Below are 21,525 nucleotides of genomic sequence, written 5' to 3'. Positions count from 1 at the left end.
CGAGGGGGGCTGGTATGGGGGCAGGCGGGGCGGCATCGCAGCGGGCGCAGGACGCGCGGCGGCAGGAGCGGTTGCTCCGGGAACAATGGGAGGCCGCCCGCCGGCAGGCCCTGCGGTGGAGCGCGGTCGGGGAGGGCGAACAGCGCGTCCTCGCCCAGCTGTTGGTACTGACCGCGCGCGGATGGCGGTTGCTCGTCGACCGGCAGTGGTCCGGGACGCGGACCGCTGCCGCGGACATGCTGCTGGTGGGGCCCGGCGGTGTCTTCGTCATCGACGTCACCGCCGGCGGCGAGCCGGGCGACGAACACGCGACCGGGCTGCTCGCCGCCACGAAGGCCGCCGAGAGCGCGGTGGCGTCCCTCGGCATGTCACCGGTGGCGGTCCAGCCGCTCATGGTGTTGGCCGGTCAGCGTGTCGATGCGAGCCGCGGCCGGATACGGCTCCTGGGCGAACACGAGATCGGCCCGGTGCTGCTCTCCGAGCGGCACCGGCTGCGCGCGGAGTCGGTACGGGCGATCGCCGATCACCTCGAGCGGGTGTTCCCGGGCTACGCCGCGTCGACCGTCCACCTGCAGCCGCCGCCGGCGCCCGAGCGCCACCGACCGAGCTCCCCGGACGGGCTGTTCGACCTGGAAGGGCTGCGCGACGCGGCCTTGAAGGGGGCGCTGGAGGGGCCGATCGAGCAGTGGATGACCTTCCTCCACCCCGATCAGGTGGCGCTGGTGCGCCGCAACTGGGCGGGCCCGGCCCGCATCAGCGGACCGGCGGGTACCGGCAAGACGGTCGTCGCCCTGCACCGTGCGGCCCACCTGGCCCGGCGGACGACCGGCCGCATCCTGTACGTCACCTTCGCCAACAACCTGCCCCGCGTGCAGAGCACCTTCCTCAAGGCCATGGCCCCGGCCGTCGCCGACCGGGTGGACTTCAGCAGCCTCCACTCCTGGGCGCAGGAGTTCCTACAGGAGCGGGGCGTACCGGTACGGCTGCACAAGGACAAGGCCGAGACCGCCTTCAGCCTGGCCTGGAAGAACGTCGGCCGCGGGAGCCGCCTGGCCGAGCTCGACCCGGCCCCCGCCTACTGGCGCGAAGAGATCGACTACGTCATCAAGGGGCGGGGCCTCACCCGCTTCGAGGAGTACGTGACCGTCCCCAGGCGGCGGCGGAAGGCGCGTCTGCACCGTGCGCACCGGCAGTCGATGTGGGAGCTGTACGAGGCGTACGAAGCGCTGCGCTGCGAGCGCGGCGTCCACGACTTCAACGACGTCCTCTCCCTGGCCCTGGCCGAAGCGGTCCGCCGGCGCGAGCGGCCCCCGTACGCGGCCGTCGTCGTGGACGAGGTACAGGACCTCACGCTCGTCGGCGTGCGCCTGCTGCACGCACTCGTCGGTGACGCTCCGAACGGTCTGCTGCTCGTCGGCGACGGCCAGCAGACCGTGTACCCGGGAGGCTTCCGGCTCAGCGACGCGGGCATCGACATCCGCGGCGACCGCGGCCAAGTGCTGCGCACCAACTACCGCAACAGCAAGCAGATCCTGGACGCGGCCCTCACCGTCGTGGCCGACGACGCCTTCGAGGACCTCGACGGCGAGCGCACCCCGGGCCGCCGCGACGTCGACCTCACCTACCACGACGGGGACGTCGTACGCGTCACCAGGCCCACGGTGGAAGCCCACGACAGGGAACTCCTGGACGCCCTGCGTTCCCTGCCCGCCGGCGCGCCGGCCGACACCGCCCTGCTGTGCCCCTCCATGCGCGCCGTCGGCCACTACCAGCGGCTGCTCACCCAGGCGGGCATCGCGGTCCGCCTGTTGGAGCACTACGACGGCCGCGCGGTCGACGCGGTGAAGCTGGGCACCTACCGCAGGGCCAAGGGCCTGGAGTTCAAGAACGTCCTCCTGCCCCAGTACGACGCGGTGTTCGCGCACGGGACCCCGACCGGCACGGCGAGCGGTACGGCGGGTGGTACGGAGACGTCGGAGACGGCCCGGGAGCGCGAGGAACTGCTCCGCAGCCGGCTCTTCGTGGCGATGACCCGGGCCCGCGACCTGCTCTGGCTCGGCCGCGTCACCACGTAGCGGCAGCGTCTCCACGTAGCGCAAGAGGGCCGCAGCCTAGGCCCTGTCGTCAAAGTCCCGTCGGGCCCGCGACGCCCGGCACCGCACCTGGCCGCGTTGTCGGGGCACCCGAGTACGTCCAGTACACGGGCGCCCCTCCGTCTTGCCATGCACGGCACCGGACGCCGCGGGCTCGGCCGACGCCACTTTGACGGCAGGACCTAGGGCGCGGGGAGGCGTACTGCCAGGGTGCGGTGCGTCCTGGTCGGTCGACTGCGGCTTGTCCAGACTCGGTCGGGCGGGGTCATCCGCTTCGAACGAGGAGTAGGGCAGGCATCAGGGATGAGGAACGAAGCCAAGGTGGTGGCCATCACCGGAGCCAGCAGCGGGATCGGTGAGGCGACGGCTCGGCGGCTGGCCGCCGACGGCCACCGGTTGCTCCTGGGCGCGCGGCGCGGCGATCGGCTCGCTGCGCTCAGCCGGGAGATCAACGAGGCAGGCGGTACGGCGGCCTTCCGGCGGCTGGACGTCACTGACGCCGCCGACGTGCAGGCCTTCGTGGCCGCCGCCCGGGAGCACTACGGCCGATTGGACGTCATGGTCAACAACGCCGGGGTGATGCCGCTCTCGCCGCTGGCCGCGCTGAAGGTCGACGAGTGGGACCGGACGATCGACGTGAACGTCAAGGGCGTGCTGCACGGGATCGCCGCCGCCCTGCCGGTGATGCGCGCCCAGGGCGGCGGGCACTTCGTGAACGTCGCCTCCGTCGGCGCGTACGAGGTGTCGCCCACCGCGGCCGTCTACTGCGCCACCAAGTTCGCCGTCCGCGCCCTGTCCGAAGGGCTGCGCCAGGAGTCGGACGGCTCCGTCCGGGTCACCCTGGTCTCTCCGGGCGTGACCGAGTCGGAGCTGGCCGAAGGGATCTCCGATCCTGCCGCGCGCGAGGCCATGAAGGCCTATCGCGCCGTGGCGCTGCCGGCGTCCGCCATCGCCGGAGCCGTTGCCTATGCCGTCGCCCAGCCGGCCGAGGTCGACGTCAACGAGATCGTCGTACGCCCTGCTGCGAGCGCGCAGTGACCACGGGGACCGAAGTGGCGTACGAGGACCTGCTGCGCCGACTGCGGGTCCTGGAGGACAAGGAAGCGTTGCGGCGGCTCATGATCCGCGGTTGGCGGGCGCTGGACCGCAAGGACTGGCGGACCTGGATCGAGTGCTGGGCCGAGGACGCGGTACTGGAGTTCGGGCCGTGGGGAGAGATCCGCGGGAGGGAGGCGGTCCGGGCGAAGGTGGAGGAGGCGGAGGCGCACTTCCCGAGCATGCAGCACCACATCCTGAACATGGACTTCCAGGTGGAGGAGGACCGGGCGACGGGCGTGGGGTACATGTGGTTCGTCGCCGTGACGGGGAGCGGGCAGAGCTCTTCGCCCTACTCCATGGGCGGTCCGTACGACTGGGACTTCCGCCGGGGCCCCGAGGGCGGCTGGTACCTGGTCCGCCAGAGACTGGGCGTCTGGTGGACCGACGGGGAGGAGACTCCCCAGGGCCTCGGCTAGGCCGTGTCGGACGCCGAGGACTCCCGGTGGGGCCACCGATGGTGGTACGTCCGGGGGTTGCGCGGTGTGTCTGCGCGGCCGGTGGAGGGGGAGTCCCCTTCAATGGCGCCGCATGACCTCCTCCGCACTGCACCAGCCGTCGGCGCGCGCCGCGGCCCCGTACACCCGCCGGTCGGTCCTCAGGGGAGCCTTCGCCCTGACCGCCGCCGCGGCACTGCCGCTCGCCACGGCGGGGCGGGCGTACTCCGCCGCCGGCCCGGACATCATCGGCTGCGCCGCCTGGGGTGCGCGGGCGGCGTCCGAACCCGTCGTCGTCCTGGCTAACGGCCCGGAGCGGATCATCGTCCACCACACGGCGACTGCGAACGTGACGGACTACTCGCAGCAGCGCGCCTTCGCCCTCGCCCGCGCCATCCAGACGTACCACATGGACGCGCAGGGCTGGATCGACACGGGTCAGCACTTCACCGTCAGCCGCGGGGCCTTCGTGCTGGAGGGGCGCCACAACAGCCTGGCCGAGCTGCGCACCGGCACCCGCCAGGTGCGGGCGGCACACTGCGTCGGCCAGAACACCGTGTCGATCGGCATCGAGAACGAGGGCACGTACACCTCGCAGGACCCGCCGGCGGCGCAGTACGCGGCCCTGGCCGACCTGTGCGCACACGTCTGCGACCAGTACGGCCTGCCCGCGTCGGAGATCTACGGCCACCGCGACTTCAACGCCACGTCCTGCCCCGGCGACCGCCTCTACGCCATGCTCCCGACCCTGCGCAAGGACGTCGCCGCCCGACTCGGCAGGCCCCTGTCGGAGGAGGCGGTCGACCCCATCGAGGACCTGGTCCGCCAGGCCACCGGTCGGCCGGCTTCGGAGTACGCGGAATACCTCCCGGCGGGTCTCCTGCACTGACGGTTCCCCGCCGCCCCGGCTACAGCCGCCAGTACGTACCGGCACCGGAATCGACGTGCACCACGTGGCGGCCGACGCGCACCACGTGGTGGTCCGGGCCCGACCAGGAGCCGCACGCGCCGTCGGCAGCGGGCAGTGGGGCCCAGATCTCCAGGAAGGTGCTGCCGTCCGGGTTGGTGCCCCGTTCGACGAGGTTCGCACCGTCCCACCGGAAGGTGCCGGCGTCTTCGCCGGGCTCGCCCGTGAGGTGGTGGAAGTGCACCTGGGAGCCGTCGAAGGACGTCTCGCCGGCGAAGCCCCGGCTGTCGGCGTAGTACGACCCGGCCTGCAGCCACACCACTTCGCGGTCCTCGACGAGGGGCCCGCCGTCGCGGCTGATGCCGCGCCGCAGCCAGGCGCCGTGCTCGGGCACGGGAACGCCGGGGCCGTCCGGGAGGTGCCCGCCCGGCCCGGACTCAGGCGCGGTCATCGGCGGCGGGCTCGACGGACTCGACCGCCTCGGGCTCGGCGGGCTCGTCCAGGGCCAGGAGCGTCAGCGGTACGTTGCCGCGCACGGCCTGGGAGTACGGGCAGACCGCGTCCGCCCGGTGCAGCAGGGGCTGGAGGTCCACGGCCCGCCACCCGGGCAGGCCGACGGTGAGCGTCACCGCGAGGCCGTACCCGGCGGGCGTGTCCGTGGTGCCGAGCTGGACCTCGCAGGCCACGCGTGCGGTGGAGGCGTCCGCCCCGAACTCGGCGGCGACCTCCGCGAGCGCGGAAGTGAAGCAGGCGGCGAAACCGGCCGCGAACAGCTGCTCGGGGTTGGTGGTGCCGGGCACCTTCTTGCGCGGCGGGGCGAGGCGGACGTCCAGGCGTCCGTCGTCCGTGCGGACGGATCCGGTACGTCCCCCCGCGGCGTGCGCGGTCGTCCGGTACAGGCTGCGGGTGAGTGGCACGGTCATGGCGTACGCCCATCTTGCTCGACGAGGACGCTGCCCGGGTGCGGACAGCGGACGGCGCTGCTCGTGCAGCACCTCGCGCGTCGTCGTGCGTAACCGGGTACGGCGCATCTCGTCCGGGGCCTTGGACCGGCCGCCGGACAATCTAGCAACGCGGGCCGCGGTCGGGGACGTCCCTCGCGGTGAAGTTCCTCACGGGGCCGCGGCGCCGGACCGATCGCCGGCGCCCCGGCCCCGCTGCCTACACTCGGCCCGTGGACGCGATGAGATGTACGTACTGCGGTGGCGTCGGCCTGGAGCCGGGTTTCGTCGAGGACGCCGGCGAGGGGGCCCGGGGGTACGCGCGCTGGATCGCCGGGGAGCTGGAACGCGGTCTGTTCGGCGGTGCCAAACGGCTGGGAAAGCCCCGGCGGCGCATCGAGGCGTTTCGCTGCCCGCACTGCGCCCACCTGGAGCTCTTCGCCACCGAAGCCGTCTGACGGCCGGCTGCCCTGCCCGGGTCAGGGCGCGTGGTGCTGGATGCCCCGCTGACCGGGTACCTGGGTCGACCGGGGAGCGCCCGAGCGGCGGCGGTCGGCCCGCTGTCGCCGGCCCGGGAACGGGTTGCGCCGCACGGTGGCGCTGGGGGCTGCGATCAGAAGGCCGACAAGTGCGAGGACCGCGACGAGGATGAGCACGTTGACGAGGTTCATGGTCCTGCCTTTCGTCGAGTGGTGACTGCCTGTCACTACATCTTGTTACCGAATTGCGGGCCGTTAAACACAGAGGGTGACAAGATGCGTCATTGAGGGGCGTGTTGGTGCCGTGTCGGCAAAGGCCGCCGGAAGCAGGTCACTTGGCGAATCGCCCGCACCTGCCGCCCTCACGTGGCCAGGTCGACGCGTACGGTTTCCACCCAGGACGGGGGCGGGGGCGGTGCGTTCCCGACCAGTGCGGCGATCAGCCGGCAGGACGGCGTCTCGTCCGGCCAGGGCGTGAACCCGTCGGTCAGCACGACCACGATGTTCGGCCGGTCGGGCAGGGCCAGGGCCGCGCCGATGCCGACCCGCATGTCCGTCCCCCCGCCACCGGCCAGGGTCACCTCGCCGGCACTGCGCACCCGGGTCACGGCGTGCACGTCGGCGTCGCACGCGAGGACGGCGACCCGGTTGCCGCCGACGCCCACCTCCCGCAGGACGCCCGTGACTTCGGCGAGCGCGGCCGCGAGCTCGTCCGGGCCCATCGATCCCGAGGTGTCGATGACGACGGCCACCCGCGGCAGCGGCCTGCGCAGACTGGGCAGCACCACCCGGCCGCCGAGCGCGGGTGTCCGGCGCGAGGGGCGGCGGTACGTGTAGTCCACCGCGCCGGCCGCCCAGGCGGCGGCCTCGCGGACCGCTCCCGCCAGAGCCCGGCGCCAGTCGACGGAGGGCTCCAGGACCTCCTCGGCCCACCGGGCCCAGCCCTCGGGGACCCGACCCCGGGTGCGCCGGTGGGCCCGTACGGCCTCGGCGGTCTGCCGGCGCAGGGCCTCGGCCTCCACCGGTCCGACCCGGGCGGGGCCGCCGTCCCCGCCCAGCTCCCAGGGCACGGGGGTGCCGTGCGCACCGGAGCCGCAGTCCGGCCCGTGGGGCGTCGGGGGAATCGCCGGCAGGTACGTCTCGAACAGGCCGCCCGTGGGCAGGCCGTAGAGCCTGGGCTCCATCCGGCCCTCGGGCAGCGCCAGCCCGTCGGCCAGCAGGTCGTCGTTGATCTCGCAGTCCTGGGCGATGTTGACCCGGACGTGGTCGCGCTGGTCGGCGGCGGGCAGCCGCTCCGCCCGGCCGTGGTGGTCGCGCAGCAGGTGCGCCACCTCGTGGATCCACACCCCGGCCAGCTGGGCCACCGGGGTCGCCTCGACGAAGGCGGGCGAGACGTAGCAGCGCCAGTGCCGGTCGACGCCCATGGTGCGCACCCCGGCCGAAGGGACGACGGTCAGGGCGTACAGGGCGGAAGCGAGGTACGGACGGGTCTCGGCGGCCCTGTAACGGGCCGCCAGCAGCTTCGCGCGGTCCAACTCCGGGCGCACGGCGCAGGACCGGGCTCAGTTGCCGCCCGGCAGCGAGCCGGACAGCTGGAGCAGTTGCGCGAAGGCGTCGATGCCGGCGGGCACCGGCCAGTCGAGGTCGCGCATCGCGGCGAGGTCGGCGGCGGCGCGGGCCGCGACGTCGGGCACGCCCGCGTCCACGGCCTTGGCGAGGACCGCCCAGCCCGCCTCCCACCGGGGACGGGTGAGCTCGCTCTGCACGGCCGCGACCACGGCGATGAGGAAGGCCAGCTGCCGGTCGCCGCGCTCGGGCAGGGCGAAGGCGTCGGGGTCGGCCAGCACCCGGTCCGGGTCGGGCAGGTCGAGGTGTTCGAGGTACGAGAGCAGTTCGATCCCGGCGGCTTCGCCCACGGCGCCGGTGAGCGCGGCAGCCAGCGCTTCCCGGCCCGTCGATGCCGCGTACCCCGTGGCCAGCAGCCGCAGGGCCATCTCCCAGGTACGCGGGGAGGGCCAGCCGCGGCCCCGTCCGGCGGCCTCGGCCGGCATGTGGTGGACCAGGCCCGGACGGGCGGTGAGGAAGCCGGAGACGGCGCCGCGGGCCCGGGCGACCGAACCGGAGGCCTTGGCGGGATCGACGGCCGGGATCGCCACCTCGGGCCAGGTGCCGGCCATGCCGCGGGCCACGGTGCGCGGATTGTGCGTCCAGTCGAGGTGGACGAAGCGGTTCGCGAGCGGCGGGCTGAGGTGCCAGCCGTCCGCGGCGCTGGCGGGCGGATTGGCCGCGGCGACGATCCGTACCGCCGCCGGCAGTTCCAGGCTGCCGACCCGGCGCTCCAGGACCACGCGCAGCAGGGCCGCCTGCACGGCCGGCGGGGCGGAGGACAGCTCGTCGAAGAACAGCAGCCCGTGGCCGGTGCGGGCGAGTCGTACCGCCCAGTCCGGCGGGGCCATGGGGACGCCCGTGGTGGCCGGGTCCTCGCCGACGATGGGCAGCCCCGCGAAGTCGGAGGGCTCGTGGACGCTGGCGATGACGGTCTCCAGCCGCACGCCGAGCGCGGTGGCGAGCTGCTCCATGCCGGCGGACTTGCCGATGCCGGGCTCACCCCACAGGAGCACCGGCTGATTGGCCGTCACGGCGAGCGCCAATGCTTCCAGTTGGGGGTTGGTGGCGGGCTCGGTGCGGGTGGCGCCCAGCCGGGCGCCCAGGGCGTCGGCGGCGGCCAGGGCGCGGGCGGGCTGGGGCTGGGTCGCACTCATGCGTCGTCGTCCTCGTCGTCCTCGTCCGCGTCGTCCTCGCGGTACGCCAAGTGATCGTCGTACCAGTCGGCGCCGATGCCGGGGAACTCCTCGTTGACGCGGTCCCGCAGGAAGGTGAGGTCGGTGCGCTTGTAGCGGAGAACCTCCTGGGACAGCGACAGTTCCAGCTCGTCGACGACGTCGATCCGGGCGCCCGCCGCCAGCAGGGCCCTGACCAGGTCGGCCGAACCGCCCCAGTGCACGGCGGACAGCAGCGGGGTGCGTTCGTTCTTGTCCCGTGCCTCCAGATCGAGCCCGGCCGCCAGCAGCCGGGGCAGCAGCACCTCGTGGTCGAGCAGGTGGAGCGCGTGCAGCAGGCCGCGGCCGCGGGCGTCGCGGATCCGCGGGTCCATACCCGCGTCCAGCAGCGCCACCACACCCGGGGTGTCACCGTGCTGGGCGTACAGGAAGAGTTCCTGCCGCTGGACTTGGAGGGCGCGCGGCAGCCGCCCCTCGCCCGTGGTCCAGCTCTGCTGCACGGCGAAGCACCCGGAGACCGCGCCGCCGAACGCCCGCATGGCACGCTCACGTTGTTGCTCTTCGGGGGTGTGCGGAACGTCGAGTACGCCGCCCCGCGAGTGCACCTCGTGCCACCCGCCACGGCACCGCACCCGGGCCGACCCGCCCGTGCCGGGGCCGGGCGGACCCGCGGCGGGGCCGGCGCCGGGGAACAGCGCTGCGGCCACCAGCGGATGCAGCTCGCGCGGGGAGACCAGTCCGGTCCGGACCAGTTCGAGGTCGGGCAGCCGCTGCCAGACGTACCCGGGCAGGGCCGGGACGTCGAGTGCCTCGGCCTGTTCGACGACGCGTGCCCGCAGTCCGTGCGGTCCGGTGTGTTCGAAGAGGAGGTACGTACGCCAGCCGGCCGCGAGCCGGTACCGGTCTCCCGCTCCCGCCGCCACGAGCCGCGCCACCTCCGGCGCGAGCCGGGTGAGGTCGAAGGTCATCCCCGCGAGGACCGCCTCCGGGTCGATCTGTCGCCGGTGCTGCTGCGGAGCGGGGACGGTCAGGTCACACGCGACGCCTGCCGCCGCGAAGGCCCCGACCACGTCCTTGCGGGCCCACAGCGCGGCGATCCGCTCGGCGAGGCCGTCCGGGTCGGCGAAGCGCGCGCCCAACTCGGACACGTGGCGGGCGTCCCAGAACGGCCGGACCGCGGTCCAGTTCTGGGAGGTGAAGCCGCTGCCTGTGTACAGGTTCCACTTCTTCCCGGTGACCGGCGCGCAGTGCAGGCGCAGCCGCTGCGGGCCTTCGCTCATGTGGGGTGTGGTGACCGACAGGGTCGGCCCCCCGGGGCCGCCGTAGGAGGCGAGCAGGATCCGCCGATCGGTGGCGATGGTGGTGCGGCCGCCCAAGTACCGCGGCAGGTGCCAGCGGAGCAGGTCCGGGGCGAAGTGCCGCAGGTCCTCCGCCACCGCCTCGGCCACGGCGGCGCCGTACCGGGCCTCCACCGCGGGCAGCTCGAACTCGACGTCCACGGCGGCGGCCGCGCAGGCTGCACGCCAGTCACCGGCCAGCCGGTGCGCGGTGGCCTGCTCGATCATCCAGCCGGGCACGGCGTAGCGGCGGATCCGCCGCCAGGCCGGGCGGTCCTCCGGCTGCAGGCCGCCGGGCAGTTCGGCGTTCTCCACGCTCACCGGTACACGCTGCCGATGGCGCGCAGGTCCGGATGGGCCGCCCGGGCGGGGCGGAGACGTGCGGTGAAGGAGCGCTTCACTCGGCGGGGCAGGCCGGGGCCGAGGCCCACGTACTCCAGCGGGCTGTCCGCGGGCACCGCCGCGAGCAGGCTCTTCGCACCGCGCCCGGTGAGGCCGGTGTGGCGCAGTTCCAGGCGGTGCAGCGGGCTGCCGGGAAGTGCCGCGGCCAGGGCGTACGCGCCTTCGTCGCCGGGGTTGTTGCCGGGGCACCCGAGGCTGCGCTCCGACATGGTCCGCCCGAGGTCGAGCGCTTCGATGCCGCCGAGGGAGGCGGCCAGGCTACGCGCTCCGGCGGCGCCGATGCCGTTGCCGCCGAGCCCGAGACGGACCGGGCGGGCGGAGTCGGCCGCGGCGCGGGCGAGGGTCGCGGCGCCCTCGTCGCCGAGGTGGTTGGCGGGGACGTACAGCTCGCGCACCCCGGCCTCCCGGATCAGGGCGGCCAGCAGCGGGGCGGCGTCCGGGCCGAGGCCGTTGCCGCCGAGGAAGAGCCGTTCCAGGGGCTGTTCGCGCTCCAGCAGGGCTTCGAGCAGGAGGCGTACGCCGTCGGTGCCGATCCCGGTGTTGACCAGGTCGAGGGTGCGCAGGGCGGTGTTGCGGCGCAGCAGCGCGGCCAGGGTGCGGGCGCCGTCCCCGAAGAGCGGATTGCGCTTGAGCCAGAGGGCGCGGACGGTCGTGTCGTTGCCGAGGGCGCCGGCGAGGGAGCCCACCCCGTCGGGGCCGATCCGGTTGCAGCCGAGGTAGAGGGTGTGCAGCCCGTGGTCGCCCGTGAGGGCCCCGGCCAGGGTGGCGGCGCCCGCGTCACCGATGGCGTTGGTGCCGAGGAGCAGGTGCCTGGCGTGCGCGGAGGCGGTGGCGGCCGGCAGCAGGCGGGCCGCTCCGGCCGGGCCGAGCCCCTGCTTGCAGAGATCGACGCGGCCGTCGGTGCGCAGGGTGCCGAGGGGGAAGGTCTCGTCGGTCTCGACGGGCCGGTCCGCAGCGAGGCGGGCGAGCAGCGGGTCGAGGCGGGCCGGGTCGGCCGGCGGCAGGTCGGGGTGCTCGATCGCGGGGCACCGTACGGGTGTCGGCTGTGTCATCACCACTCCACCGGTTTCATTCGCCGGTGCCCGGCGTCCATCACGACTTGAAGCGAGAACTGCAGAAGTAGACGCAAGACCGGTCGGATTCGAACCGACGTCCTCCAGCTCGAAGCGTGGGCGCGACGACCTCTGCGCTACGGCCTTGCTGCCGGCGATCATACCCGTCCGGCGGCCAGAAATCGATCAACAGTTTGGCCGATTGGTTCCGCGCGGACCCGCCCTCGGAGGCGTCGGGGTCCCGTCCCACTCACGCCCCGCGAGGTGGACCGAGTGGTTCCGGACAGGTTTTCGAGGGCGTCGGCACCTCGGAGGAGAGGGGGAGGCGTGGATTCTGCTCGATGTCGCGGCGGTGGCGAGTGGCGACAGGTGGCCGATATTCGACCATATGTTCCTGATTTGCGAAGCCCTGACACATCGTCGACATCTCCGTACGCTACGGTAACTTGACTGTCCGTTATTCCCCGGACGCCCTTTGAATCCCTCTGTCAACCACCGCCCTGGCACTCCCATGCCCCGGGCGGACCGCTACGGAGAGCGACACACATGAGCACCACCACGCACAGCCGAATAGAAGCCTTAGGCGTCTGCCTTCCGGCAGCAGTCCAAACCACTCCTCAACTCGCCGCCCTGGTCCCGGGGCTGGGGGAGGTGGACATCGAGAAGATCACCGGGATCACCGAGCGGCGCGTGTACGACCCCGAACCGGCGGCCGGCGAGGACTCGTTCGGGCTGGCCCTGGCGGCCGCCCGGGACGCGCTGGACTCCTCCCGCTACCGGGCCGAGGACCTCGACATCGTCATCTCCGCCTCGATCACCCGCTTCAAGGACGGCAGTCGCTTCGCCTTCGAGCCGTCCTTCGCCGCGATGCTGGCCGGGGAGCTGGGTGCCCGCTCCGCCATCCACTTCGACGTCTCCAACGCCTGCGCCGGAATGATGACGGGCGTCTGGCTGCTCGACCGGATGATCCGCTCCGGTGCCGTGCGGCGCGGCCTGGTCGTCAGCGGTGAGCAGGCGACCCGCGTCGCGCAGACGGCCGCGCGCGAGATGGCCGACTCCTACGACCCGCAGTTCGCCTCGCTCTCCGTCGGGGACTCGGCGGCCGCGGTGGTCCTGGACGTCTCCGCCGACCCCGCCGACCGCATCCACTACATCGAGCTGATGACCTGCTCCGAGTACTCCCACCTGTGCATGGGCATGCCCAGCGATCGCACCCCGGGCATCTCCCTCTACACGGACAACAAGAAGATGCACAACCGGGACCGGCTCAAACTGTGGCCGCGGTTCCACGGGGACTTCCTGGCCAAGAGGGGGCGGGAGTTCGCCGGTGAGGAGTTCGACTACGTGATCCAGCACCAGGTCGGCACCCGCTTCATCGACTACGTCAACCAGACGGCCGAGGCCGAGTTCGGAGCCCCCATGCCCACCTCGCTCTCCGTGGTGGAGCGGTACGGGAACACCGCCACGACCTCGCACTTCCTGACGCTGTGCGAGCACCTCAGGACGGGCGGCGCCCGCCCCGGGGCCAAGTACCTGATGGTGCCGGCCGCCTCCGGCGTGGTCACCGGTGCCCTGTCCGCGACGCTCACGAACGTGGGGGTGTGAGCCATGGGCATGGTCATCACCGCAGCTGCAACCGCCCTGCCCGACGCGTCCGCCCCGGCTTCCGTCGTGGACCTGGCGGGCCGGGCCGCCCGAGGCGCCCTGGCCCGGGCCGGGGTGCCGGCCTCTTCGATCGGCACCCTCATCAACGTCGGTGTCTACCGGGAGCACAACACCTTCGAACCGGCCATGGCGGCCCTGGTCCAGAAGGAGGTCGGCATCAACCTCGACTACATCGCCGACCCCGAACCGGCCGCGGGCTTCTCCTTCGACCTGATGAACGGAGCCTGCGGCGTGCTGAACGCCGTCCAGGTGGGCCGGTCGCTGCTGGAGACGGGAACCACCGAACGGCTGCTGATCACCGCTGCCGACGTCCACCCCGGCGGCGACGCGGACCGCGACGCCGACTACCCGTACGCGGACCTGGCCGGCGCCCTCCTGCTGGAGCGCAGCGCCGACCCCGGCGCCGGGTTCGGGCCGGTGCGCCACTACACCGCCGACCGGCCCACCGACGTCGAGGGCTACCTCGACACCAGCACCATGGGCCGGCACGGGCGGACCACGATCACCGTCCGGCGCGAGCCGGGCCACGCGGAGCGGCTGAGCGCGTTCGCGGAACGTGCCGCCGCCGACTACGCACAGGAGATCGGCATCGACCTCGACAGGACCCTGGTCATCGGCCCGTCCACGGCCGCCGACGACACAGCGGGCCGGGGAGAGCCGCACACCGCGGCGCCGGTCCTCGGCTACCTCCGGGCGATGGACGGCGCACACCGCGACGACCACGACCAGTTCCTGTTCGTGTCGGTCGGCGCCGGCCCCAGCGCGGCGTGCGCCCTCTACCGGCCCGAGGGGTGGTGAGCACCGTGCCGCAGACGGGGTTCACCGGCGAGCCGGCCGTAGAGCAACCGGCCGCCGTCACGGGCGGCGTGGCCGCGTGGCTCGAACGGAACGCCCGCGCGTTCCCCGGCAAGCCGGCCGTCATCCACCCCGACGGCCGGGGCTCCGGCAGCTACGCCACCCTCACCTACGGCGAGTTGCAGGAGAAGGTCGAGGAACTGGCCCGCGGATTCCGGCGCGCCGGAATCACCCGGGGCACCAGGACGGTGCTGATGGCCCCACCCGGGCCGGAGCTGTTCGCCCTCTGCTTCGCGCTGTTCCGGGTCGGGGCCGTGCCCGTCGTCGTGGATCCCGGCATGGGCGTACGGCGCATGCTGCACTGCTACCGGGCCGTGGGCGCCGAGGCGTTCATCGGGCCGCCCCTCGCCCACCTCGTGCGCGTCCTGGGCCGCCGTACCTTCGCCGGGGTGCGCGTACCCGTCACCCTGGGACGGCGCCGGCTCGGCCGCGGCCACACGCTGGCCGAGCTGCGCGCCACCTCCGCGACCGGGCGGTACGCGGACGAGACCGCGCAGCCCGGCGGGGACGACCTGCTGATGATCGGCTTCACCACCGGAAGCACGGGTCCCGCCAAGGGAGTCGAATACACCCACCGCATGGCGCTGTCCATCGCCGGTCAGATAGAAGCCGTCCACGGCCGCACCCGCGACGACGTCTCCCTGGTCACCCTGCCCTTCTACGGCGTGCTCGACCTGGTCTACGGATCCACCCTGGTCCTCGCGCCGCTGGCCCCCGCCAAGGTCGCCCAGGCGGACCCGGCGCTGCTCGTGGACGCGCTGGAACGATTCCGCGTCACCACGATGTTCGCCTCGCCCGCCCTGCTGCGGAACCTGGCCGGGCACCTCACCGGCGCCGCCCGCGGCCGCCACCCGCTGTCCGACCTGCGCTGCGTCGTATCCGGCGGGGCCCCGGTGCCCGACGCGGTGGTGGCCGCGCTCCGCTCCGTCCTCGACGAGAAGGCACGGATCCACGTGACCTACGGGGCCACGGAAGTCCTGCCGATCACCTCGATCGAGGCGGCCGAGATCCTCGGCGACGACGGGGCCGACACCGGTCGCGAAGACGGCGGTACCGCGGCCCGAGCCGCCGCCGGCGAAGGGACCTGCGTCGGCCGGCCCGTCCCCGGCACCCGACTGGCCATCGCCCCCGTCACCGACGGGCCGCTCGCCCGCTTCGACCCCGCGACCGGCCTGGCGCCCGGGCGCGTCGGCGAGATCCTGGTGCAGGGCGACTCCGTCAGCCGGCGCTACCACCGCGCACCCCGGTCCGACGCCGCGCACAAGGCGACCGAGGAACGCCCCGGCGGCGAAGCCCCGCGGATCTGGCACCGGACCGGCGACCTGGGCCACCTCGACGCCGAAGGCCGGCTCTGGTTCTGCGGGCGCGCCACCCAGCGGGTCCGCACCGGCCACCGCGACCTGCACACCGTGCGCTGCGAGGGAGTCTTCAACGCCCATCCGCTGGTCCGGCGCGCCGCCCTGGTCGGCGTCGGGCCGGCCGGCGCACAACGGCCCGTCGTCTGCGTGGAGACCGAGACCGGGGCGGACGGGGCGGCGCTCGACGAAGGCGCGTGGACGGAGCTCGTCGTCGAGCTGCGCACGATGGCCGAGGAGCACGCCGCGACCACCGGCCTCCAGGAGTTCCTGCGCCACCCCGGCTTCCCCGTGGACATCCGGCACAACGCCAAGATCGGCCGCGAGGAGCTGGCCCGCTGGGCCGAGCGGCAACAGGCCCGGCCCGCGTCGTCCGCGGGCCGGCGGGCGGCCCGGATCGTGCCGCTCGCCGGATGGGCGTACCTCGTCGGCGGGGCGGTGTGGGCCGCGGCCGGGGGAGTCCCCGACGTCCCGGTGCTGCGCTGGCTGTGGTGGATCGACGCCTTCCTCAGCATCGGCGTGCACGCCGCGCAGATCCCGCTCGCGCTGCCGCGCGGCCGGGCGGCCGGACACGGGACCGCCTCGGTGGTCGGGCGCACCATGCTCTACGGCGCGACCTGGTGGCGGACGCTGTGAAGATCCTGGTCACCGGAGCATCCGGATTCCTGGGCGGGCACCTGGTCGACGGCGTCCTGCACCAGGGACATCAGGTCCGCGCCCTGGTCCGCCCCGGCAGCGATGCCGTACGGCTGCGTTCCCTGCCCGGCGTCGAGGTCGTCACCGGCGACCTCACCGACGAAGGTTCGCTCGGGCGGGCGGCAGCCGGCTGCCAGGCGGTCCTGCACAGCGCGGCACGGGTCGTCGACCACGGCAGCCGCGCCCAGTTCGAGGCCGCCAACGTCACCGGCACGCAGCGGCTGCTCGCGGCGGCCCGGTCGGCGGGGGCACGGCGGTTCGTGTTCGTATCCAGCCCGAGCGCCCTGATGCGGGTCCGGGAGGGCGACCGGCTCGGCATCGACGAGAGCACCCCGTACCCGCAGCGCTGGTTCAACTTCTACTGCGAGACGAAGGCGATCGCCGAACAGCACGTACGAGCGGCCGACACCCCGGAGTTCACCACCTGCGCCGTTCGGCCGCGCGGCATCTGGGGGCCCCGCGACCACGCCGGATTCCTGCCGCGCATGGTCGACGCCATGCGCGCGGGCCGGCTGCCCGACCTGTCGGGCGGCAAACGGGTCCTGGTCTCGCTCTGCCACGTCGACAACGCGGTGGACGCCTGCCTGCGGGCCGCTCTCGCCCCCGCCGGGCGGGTCGGCGGCAAGGCCTACTTCGTCGCGGACCGAGAGGAGACGGACCTGTGGCCGTTCCTGGCCCGGGTCGGCGCACTCTTCGACTGCCCGCCGCCCGCGCCGCGCATCCCGCTCCTCCTCGGCCGCGGGATGGCCGCGGCGGTCGAGACCGGCTGGCGCCTGCGCCACCGGTCCGCAGCCGGCGGCGCAGCCGAGGCGACTCCGCCGCTGAGCCGCTACATGATGGCGCTGCTGACCCGCTCGGCGACGTACGACACCGCTGCCGCCCGGCACGACCTCGGCTACGCGGCTCCGCGCAGCCAGGCCGACGGGCTGCGAGCCCTGCAGGAGTGGGTGACCGGGGTGGGCGGCGTCGCCGCCTGGACCGCCGGCACGGCCGCCTCCACCGGCACCGCCGCACCGGCCCGCCCCACCCCCGACCGCACCGAACAAGGGAACACGAAGTCATGACATCCCACCAGGTCGACGCCGGTGTCGAAACCGGCGTCGGTGCCGGTGGCGGCACCGACGTCCATTACCGGCGTCCGGTGTCGCCCACCGAACGCCTCTACCTCTCCGCCGGAGACCCCCGCGGGGCCATGGCCCTGCGCATCGTCGTCGAGGGCGACGGCGTACCCGACCCCCAGGCCTTACGAGCAGCCCTGGCACGGGCCGCCGAGTCGTGCCCGGGGTCACGGCTCGTGCGCGCCGGGGCGACGTGGAGCGCCGGGGGGCCGCCGCCGCAGGTGCGGTACGACGTACCGCGCGCCGGCGCGTACGCAGACTCGGCTCCGGGGACGGTCGCGTTGCCCGCCGGGCCGTCGCGGCGGACCGAGCCGCCGGGCTGCGAGGTGCTCATCGTGCCCGGGGCGGACGGGAAGACGGCGGACGGGAAGACTGCGGACGGGAAGACGACCACCACGATCGTCTTCAGCGCCTCGCACGCCGTGATGGACGGTCACGGCGCCCTGACCTGGGTACGGGAGGTCTTCCGAGCCCTGCGCGGCGAGCCCGCCCGGCCCGCCCTCGACGGTGACACCGACGCCGGGCTGCTGCGCCGGCTCGGCAGCACCGGGCCGCGGCCCACGCCGGGGCCTCCCCGGCGTTCTCCGCTCGGCCCGGCCGTCGGCGGCGGCCGCCCGCTCCGGACGCTGTGGCTGCGCCGCACCCTGCCCGGCCGCCGTCCCGCGCTCACCGCCCGCCTCGCGCAGGCCCTGGCCGACGCCGCAGGGCTGGAGACCCGTGTCATGGTCCCCGTCGACCTGCGCCGCCACCGCCCCGGGATCGCGGCCACGGGCAACCTGAGCCTGCCACTGTTCCTGGACCTGCGCCCCGGGGAGGACTGGACGGCCGCACACACCCGCCTGCTGACCGACCTGGCCGGGAACCGCGAACTCGCCGCCGGCTTCGAAACGGCCCTCGCGCCGCTGCCGCGGCCCGTGACCGCCGGCCTGCTGCGCACCGCACAGGCGGTGGCGTCACGTACCGACCGGCACCTGGCTTCGGCCGTCGTCTCCCACCTGGGCCGTCTGGACCTGGCGGAATTCTCCGGCGGCGGCTTCACGGCGGCCACGGCCTACGCCCTGCCGGTGCACGCCCCGCTGGTCCCGCTCTCCTTCGTCGCCGCCGAGAGCGGCACGGCGACCGAGATCACCCTGGGCGTCCGGGGCGGGGGCCCGGATCTCGGCGCCCGCGCCGCGCGCTTGCTGGACGCGGTCCTGGCCGGCCTCGAACCGATCGCGGAGCACGGCCTAGTCGAAGCGGAGGCCGCGGTCACGGGCCCCGTACTCCGGGCGGCGCACCCGGCTCCGGCCGTCCCGGACCCGGCCGTCCCCGAGCTCACCGTCGTGGACGCCTTCCGCGCCCAGGCCGCCCGTACCCCCGACGCGCCCGCGCTCGACGGGCCCGAGGGCGTGGTCACGTACGCCGAACTCGACCGGCGCTCCGACACGGTTGCGGACGGGCTCCGGCGCCGCGGCGTGGGACGCGAGGACCTGGTGGGACTGGTCGTCGACCGCACGCCCGCCGGAGTGTGCGCCCTGTGGGGCATCCTCAAGGCGGGCGCCGCCTACGTGCCGCTCGACCCCGGCCATCCCGGCGTACGGATCAGAGAGGTCCTCGCGGGTTCCGCCACCGGTCTGTGCCTGACCGGACGACACCTGGTGGAGGAACTCGCCCCCTTCGTGCCGGGAACCCTGCTCGCCGTCGAAGACCTCCTCGACGGCGCCCCCGGCCCGGACGCGCCCGCCGCCGGATCCGCCGCAGCGGCGGACGTACGGCCCGCCGACCTCGCGTACGTCATCCACACCTCCGGTTCCACCGGTCGGCCCAAGGGCGTGCAGATCGAGCACGGCAGCCTCATGGGATTCGTCCGCTGGATGACCGGCGTCTGCCAGGTCACCGGTCGCACGCGCTTCGGCTTCGCCTCCTCCTACGCCTTCGACATCTCGTGCTTCCCCCTCTTCCTGCCGCTGCTGGCCGGCGGTACGGCCGTCCTCGCCCCCGGCTCGCCCTCGCCCGCCGCCCTGCGCGACCTCGTCGCCGAGCACCGCGCCGACACCCTCGCGCTCACGCCCTCCCACCTCGCCCTCCTCGGTGCCGGGGGCAACGGTCCCGCGGGCAGCGGTTCCACGCACCGCCTGCGCACCCTGCTGCTGGGCGGCGAGCCCCTCACCCCCACCGCCGTACGGTCCGCGCGCGCCGCCTTCGGGGCCGATTGCCGTGTCGTCAACGGGTACGGGCCCACGGAGGCGACCGTCGCCGTACTCGCCCACACCGTGGACGGTGGCGAGAGCGGCGCCACGGTCCCGATCGGCCTCCCCGGCCCGTACGCCCGCGTCGACCTCGTCACCGAGGACGGCGAGAGCATCGGCAGCGGACCGGGCGACACCGGCCGCACGGGCGAGATCGTCGTACGCGGGGTCCAGGTGGCCCGCGGTTACCTCGGTCCGTCCGACGGCCGTCCCTCACCCTTCAGCACCGGCCCCGACGGCGTCCGCGCCTATCGCACCGGCGACCTCGGACGCCGACTGGCCGACGGAGCCGTCGAGTTCGCCGGGCGCATCGACGAACAGGTGAAGATCGCCGGGCACCGGGTCGACCCCGCCGAGGTCGTCGCCGCCCTCGAAGTCCACCCGGCCGTGCACCGCGCCGTCGTCGTGCCCCGCCGCCGCCCGAACTCCACGGCGGCCGTGCTCTGTGCGTACGTACTGCCGGCCGTCGACGACCCCGCCGTCCGCGCGGATCTGCCCCGCACCGTGCGGGCCGAGCTCACCCGGACGCTGCCGACGTACCTCGTCCCCGCCCATGTCGTCGTGATCGACACCCTGCCCAGCACGGTCAGCGGCAAGACCGATCTCGACGCCTTCCCCGACCCCTTCGCCCACGCCGCACCCACGCCGCCGGGCGGACCCGAACCCGCCGCTTTGGAGGCAACGGTCAGGCACCACTGGGCGGAGGTCCTCGGAGTCGACGGCGCGCTGCTGTCTTCGGACTCCGAATTCCACGCCCTCGGCGGTGATTCCCTGGCCCTGGTCGAGATGCTCACCGCAGTCTCCTCGGACCTGCTGACCCCCGGTCAGGCCACGTGGTTCACGGGCCGTCTCGACTGCCTCGTACGCAACCTGACGCTGGAACAGGTCTGCGAGCACCTGGCCGCCGCCCGCGAGGAGGTGTCCGCATGATCTTCGTCGGAGAGGGAGCGCTGCTCCGCCGCGCCGTCACCCACGCGGCCACCCGGGGTCACCCGGTCGACCTGGTCTGCTCCGCCGACCCGCTGGACGCCGCGGCCGCCGATGCGCCCCACCTCGCGGCGGCGGACGTCAACGCCCATGCCGACACGCTGGCCCGGGCCAGCACCGACGGCATCGTCTGGTCCCTCAACAACCGGCAGATCTTCCGGGAGCCCCTGCTCCGGACGGACGGCCTGCGCATCCTCAACATCCACAACGGACTGCTGCCGCGCCATCGCGGACTGCCCTCCGTCGCCGTCCTGTTCGCCCTGCTGCACGGTGACACGGAGTACGGCGCCACGGCCCACGAGGTCGACGCCGGCATCGACACCGGTCCGGTCCTGGCCGAACACCGCTTCCCCGTCGGGCCCGAGGACCGCTACCACCAGGTCATGCTCCGCGGCATCCGGGCCTGCCAGGCCCTGTTCGAGCAGATCCTCCCGGCGGTCACCACCGCAACCGCCCTCCCCGCACGCGCAGCGTCGGCACAACCGTCCGCGTACTACGGCCTGCGCGCCCTGGACCGGCTCGACACCTATCGCGACCACCCCGCCTACCCCCGCGCCACCGACCTCGGTCCCTTCGCCGCCCACGCCCCGGAGCTCACCCGGGCGCTGCTCCGCCCGCCCTCGCTCAGGCCTCCTGGGCGGTGTTCAGACGGGTGATCTCGGCGGCGTACGCGGCGGTGCGGACCGCCGAAGTGCCGGAGACGTACAGGCCGGTGCCGACCGTGGCCAGGGGGAGGGAGAGGAGCAGCGCGGCGAGCACCGGGCCCAGGTCGCGCTCGGCGTCACAGCGTTCGCCTTCGTCCCTCTGGTAGGTCACCTTGAAGTCGGTGTCCTGGTGGAAGGCGCGGGAGTCGCACTCGATGGGCTCGGTGTCCTCGCCGCGGTCGATGCTGAAGGGGAAGACGAGCAGGTAGGCCACCCAGAGCCAGATGAGGGCGGCCGCGGCCACCAGTCCCCGGCCCCACCCCTGCTCGCGCAGGCCGCGCACACGGAATTCCCTGTCGTACACCTGTGCCTGTGAATTCATAGGGGTGAAGCTAACGCAGACCGACCGGCCGACCCACCAACCGGCCGACCGACCGGCCGCCCGGCCGCGACG

At 74.0% G+C, this 21,525-nt stretch carries 19 protein-coding genes, 1 tRNA gene and 1 riboswitch; of the genes, 11 read left to right on the top strand and 9 right to left on the bottom strand.

Features of this window, described 5'->3' with window-relative positions; translation table 11 throughout:
• Nucleotides 1-14 precede the first annotated feature (14 nt).
• The 4 genes from OG386_RS07325 (at nt 15) to OG386_RS07310 (ending at nt 4,514) form a co-directional block, all read left to right on the top strand.
• On the top strand, nt 15-2,075 hold the full coding sequence (locus tag OG386_RS07325) for a nuclease-related domain-containing DEAD/DEAH box helicase (protein ID WP_328787348.1): 2,061 nt from the start codon (nt 15-17) through the stop codon (nt 2,073-2,075).
• Between the two features lie 321 nt (nt 2,076-2,396).
• A complete protein-coding gene (locus OG386_RS07320; protein WP_328787347.1) occupies nt 2,397-3,131 on the top strand; it encodes an SDR family oxidoreductase in 735 nt (244 codons plus the stop codon).
• Nucleotides 3,128-3,607, top strand: coding sequence for a nuclear transport factor 2 family protein (locus tag OG386_RS07315; RefSeq protein ID WP_328787346.1), 480 nt, complete (start codon nt 3,128-3,130; stop codon nt 3,605-3,607). The genes OG386_RS07320 and OG386_RS07315 overlap by 4 nt, the downstream gene beginning before the upstream one ends.
• 112 nt (nt 3,608-3,719) lie before the next feature.
• On the top strand, nt 3,720-4,514 hold the full coding sequence (locus OG386_RS07310; protein WP_328787345.1) for a peptidoglycan recognition protein family protein: 795 nt from the start codon (nt 3,720-3,722) through the stop codon (nt 4,512-4,514).
• A 19-nt stretch (nt 4,515-4,533) separates the two neighbouring features.
• Here OG386_RS07310 and OG386_RS07305 read toward each other — a convergent pair whose 3' ends face one another.
• Both OG386_RS07305 and OG386_RS07300 read right to left on the bottom strand, forming a co-directional pair.
• Nucleotides 4,534-4,983, bottom strand: a complete 450-nt coding sequence (locus OG386_RS07305; RefSeq protein ID WP_328787344.1) for a hypothetical protein — start codon at nt 4,981-4,983, stop codon at nt 4,534-4,536.
• On the bottom strand, nt 4,970-5,455 hold the full coding sequence (locus OG386_RS07300) for an Ohr family peroxiredoxin (RefSeq protein WP_328787343.1): 486 nt from the start codon (nt 5,453-5,455) through the stop codon (nt 4,970-4,972). The genes OG386_RS07305 and OG386_RS07300 overlap by 14 nt, the downstream gene beginning before the upstream one ends.
• 74 nt (nt 5,456-5,529) lie before the next feature.
• A riboswitch (guanidine-III (ykkC-III) riboswitch) is annotated at nt 5,530-5,592 on the bottom strand.
• Between the two features lie 123 nt (nt 5,593-5,715).
• Between OG386_RS07300 and OG386_RS07295 the strand changes: the two genes are divergently transcribed.
• Nucleotides 5,716-5,931, top strand: a complete 216-nt coding sequence (locus tag OG386_RS07295; protein WP_405790875.1) for a hypothetical protein — start codon at nt 5,716-5,718, stop codon at nt 5,929-5,931.
• Nucleotides 5,932-5,952: 21 nt separating this feature from the next.
• Here the strand turns inward: OG386_RS07295 and OG386_RS07290 are convergent, their stop codons facing one another.
• The 6 genes from OG386_RS07290 to OG386_RS07265 form a co-directional block, all read right to left on the bottom strand.
• A complete protein-coding gene (locus OG386_RS07290; RefSeq protein ID WP_328787341.1) occupies nt 5,953-6,144 on the bottom strand; it encodes a hypothetical protein in 192 nt (63 codons plus the stop codon).
• A 170-nt stretch (nt 6,145-6,314) separates the two neighbouring features.
• Nucleotides 6,315-7,499 (bottom strand): vWA domain-containing protein, encoded by a 1,185-nt coding sequence (locus OG386_RS07285; RefSeq protein ID WP_328787340.1) that lies wholly within the window; start codon nt 7,497-7,499, stop codon nt 6,315-6,317.
• A 15-nt stretch (nt 7,500-7,514) separates the two neighbouring features.
• Entirely contained in the window at nt 7,515-8,714 is a 1,200-nt protein-coding gene (locus OG386_RS07280) for an AAA family ATPase (protein ID WP_328787339.1), read from the bottom strand.
• Nucleotides 8,711-10,390 carry an ankyrin repeat domain-containing protein gene (locus tag OG386_RS07275; RefSeq protein ID WP_328787338.1) on the bottom strand — a complete coding sequence of 560 codons (1,680 nt, stop codon included), beginning with the start codon at nt 10,388-10,390 and terminating at the stop codon, nt 8,711-8,713. The genes OG386_RS07280 and OG386_RS07275 overlap by 4 nt, the downstream gene beginning before the upstream one ends.
• Entirely contained in the window at nt 10,387-11,523 is a 1,137-nt protein-coding gene (locus tag OG386_RS07270; protein ID WP_328787337.1) for a gala protein, read from the bottom strand. The genes OG386_RS07275 and OG386_RS07270 overlap by 4 nt, the downstream gene beginning before the upstream one ends.
• Nucleotides 11,524-11,597: 74 nt before the next feature.
• Nucleotides 11,598-11,670: transfer RNA gene (locus OG386_RS07265), tRNA-Arg, on the bottom strand.
• Between the two features lie 399 nt (nt 11,671-12,069).
• On the opposite strand from OG386_RS07265, the gene OG386_RS07260 reads away from it, so the two are divergent.
• From OG386_RS07260 to OG386_RS07235, 6 genes are read left to right on the top strand one after another with little or no spacing between them, the layout of a single operon-like run.
• Nucleotides 12,070-13,128, top strand: coding sequence for a 3-oxoacyl-ACP synthase III family protein (locus tag OG386_RS07260; protein ID WP_328787336.1), 1,059 nt, complete (start codon nt 12,070-12,072; stop codon nt 13,126-13,128).
• 3 nt (nt 13,129-13,131) lie between these two features.
• Nucleotides 13,132-13,986, top strand: a complete 855-nt coding sequence (locus OG386_RS07255; RefSeq protein WP_328787335.1) for a hypothetical protein — start codon at nt 13,132-13,134, stop codon at nt 13,984-13,986.
• 5 nt (nt 13,987-13,991) lie between these two features.
• Nucleotides 13,992-16,034 carry a fatty acid CoA ligase family protein gene (locus OG386_RS07250; RefSeq protein ID WP_328787333.1) on the top strand — a complete coding sequence of 681 codons (2,043 nt, stop codon included), beginning with the start codon at nt 13,992-13,994 and terminating at the stop codon, nt 16,032-16,034.
• Entirely contained in the window at nt 16,019-17,158 is a 1,140-nt protein-coding gene (locus OG386_RS07245) for an NAD-dependent epimerase/dehydratase family protein (RefSeq protein WP_328787332.1), read from the top strand. Before OG386_RS07250 ends, OG386_RS07245 begins: the two co-directional genes overlap by 16 nt.
• Nucleotides 17,155-20,370 carry a non-ribosomal peptide synthetase gene (locus tag OG386_RS07240; RefSeq protein WP_328787331.1) on the top strand — a complete coding sequence of 1,072 codons (3,216 nt, stop codon included), beginning with the start codon at nt 17,155-17,157 and terminating at the stop codon, nt 20,368-20,370. The genes OG386_RS07245 and OG386_RS07240 overlap by 4 nt, the downstream gene beginning before the upstream one ends.
• Nucleotides 20,367-21,083: a formyltransferase family protein gene (locus OG386_RS07235; RefSeq protein ID WP_328787330.1), complete on the top strand. Its 717-nt coding sequence runs from the start codon at nt 20,367-20,369 to the stop codon at nt 21,081-21,083. Before OG386_RS07240 ends, OG386_RS07235 begins: the two co-directional genes overlap by 4 nt.
• Here the strand turns inward: OG386_RS07235 and OG386_RS07230 are convergent.
• Nucleotides 21,052-21,453, bottom strand: coding sequence for a hypothetical protein (locus OG386_RS07230; RefSeq protein WP_328787329.1), 402 nt, complete (start codon nt 21,451-21,453; stop codon nt 21,052-21,054). The two genes, OG386_RS07235 and OG386_RS07230, sit on opposite strands and share 32 nt — an antisense overlap.
• Nucleotides 21,454-21,525 lie beyond the last annotated feature (72 nt).

It is taken from the genome of Streptomyces sp. NBC_00273 (assembly GCF_036178145.1).
GTDB lineage: Bacteria > Actinomycetota > Actinomycetes > Streptomycetales > Streptomycetaceae > Streptomyces.
This window is presented reverse-complemented; position numbering and strand designations above follow the sequence as displayed.

What these genes read in the sequence shown, in the direction of transcription:
- OG386_RS07270 (WP_328787337.1), bottom strand. Translation starts at nt 11,523, where the DNA reads ATGACACAGCCGACACCCGTACGGTGCCCCGCGATCGAGCACCCCGAC.
- OG386_RS07320 (WP_328787347.1), top strand. Translation starts at nt 2,397, where the DNA reads ATGAGGAACGAAGCCAAGGTGGTGGCCATCACCGGAGCCAGCAGCGGG.
- OG386_RS07305 (WP_328787344.1), bottom strand. Translation starts at nt 4,983, where the DNA reads ATGACCGCGCCTGAGTCCGGGCCGGGCGGGCACCTCCCGGACGGCCCC.
- OG386_RS07280 (WP_328787339.1), bottom strand. Translation starts at nt 8,714, where the DNA reads ATGAGTGCGACCCAGCCCCAGCCCGCCCGCGCCCTGGCCGCCGCCGAC.
- OG386_RS07260 (WP_328787336.1), top strand. Translation starts at nt 12,070, where the DNA reads ATGAGCACCACCACGCACAGCCGAATAGAAGCCTTAGGCGTCTGCCTT.
- OG386_RS07235 (WP_328787330.1), top strand. Translation starts at nt 20,367, where the DNA reads ATGATCTTCGTCGGAGAGGGAGCGCTGCTCCGCCGCGCCGTCACCCAC.
- OG386_RS07240 (WP_328787331.1), top strand. Translation starts at nt 17,155, where the DNA reads ATGACATCCCACCAGGTCGACGCCGGTGTCGAAACCGGCGTCGGTGCC.
- OG386_RS07300 (WP_328787343.1), bottom strand. Translation starts at nt 5,455, where the DNA reads ATGACCGTGCCACTCACCCGCAGCCTGTACCGGACGACCGCGCACGCC.
- OG386_RS07290 (WP_328787341.1), bottom strand. Translation starts at nt 6,144, where the DNA reads ATGAACCTCGTCAACGTGCTCATCCTCGTCGCGGTCCTCGCACTTGTC.
- OG386_RS07295 (WP_405790875.1), top strand. Translation starts at nt 5,716, where the DNA reads ATGAGATGTACGTACTGCGGTGGCGTCGGCCTGGAGCCGGGTTTCGTC.
- OG386_RS07310 (WP_328787345.1), top strand. Translation starts at nt 3,720, where the DNA reads ATGACCTCCTCCGCACTGCACCAGCCGTCGGCGCGCGCCGCGGCCCCG.
- OG386_RS07325 (WP_328787348.1), top strand. Translation starts at nt 15, where the DNA reads ATGGGGGCAGGCGGGGCGGCATCGCAGCGGGCGCAGGACGCGCGGCGG.
- OG386_RS07230 (WP_328787329.1), bottom strand. Translation starts at nt 21,453, where the DNA reads ATGAATTCACAGGCACAGGTGTACGACAGGGAATTCCGTGTGCGCGGC.
- OG386_RS07255 (WP_328787335.1), top strand. Translation starts at nt 13,132, where the DNA reads ATGGGCATGGTCATCACCGCAGCTGCAACCGCCCTGCCCGACGCGTCC.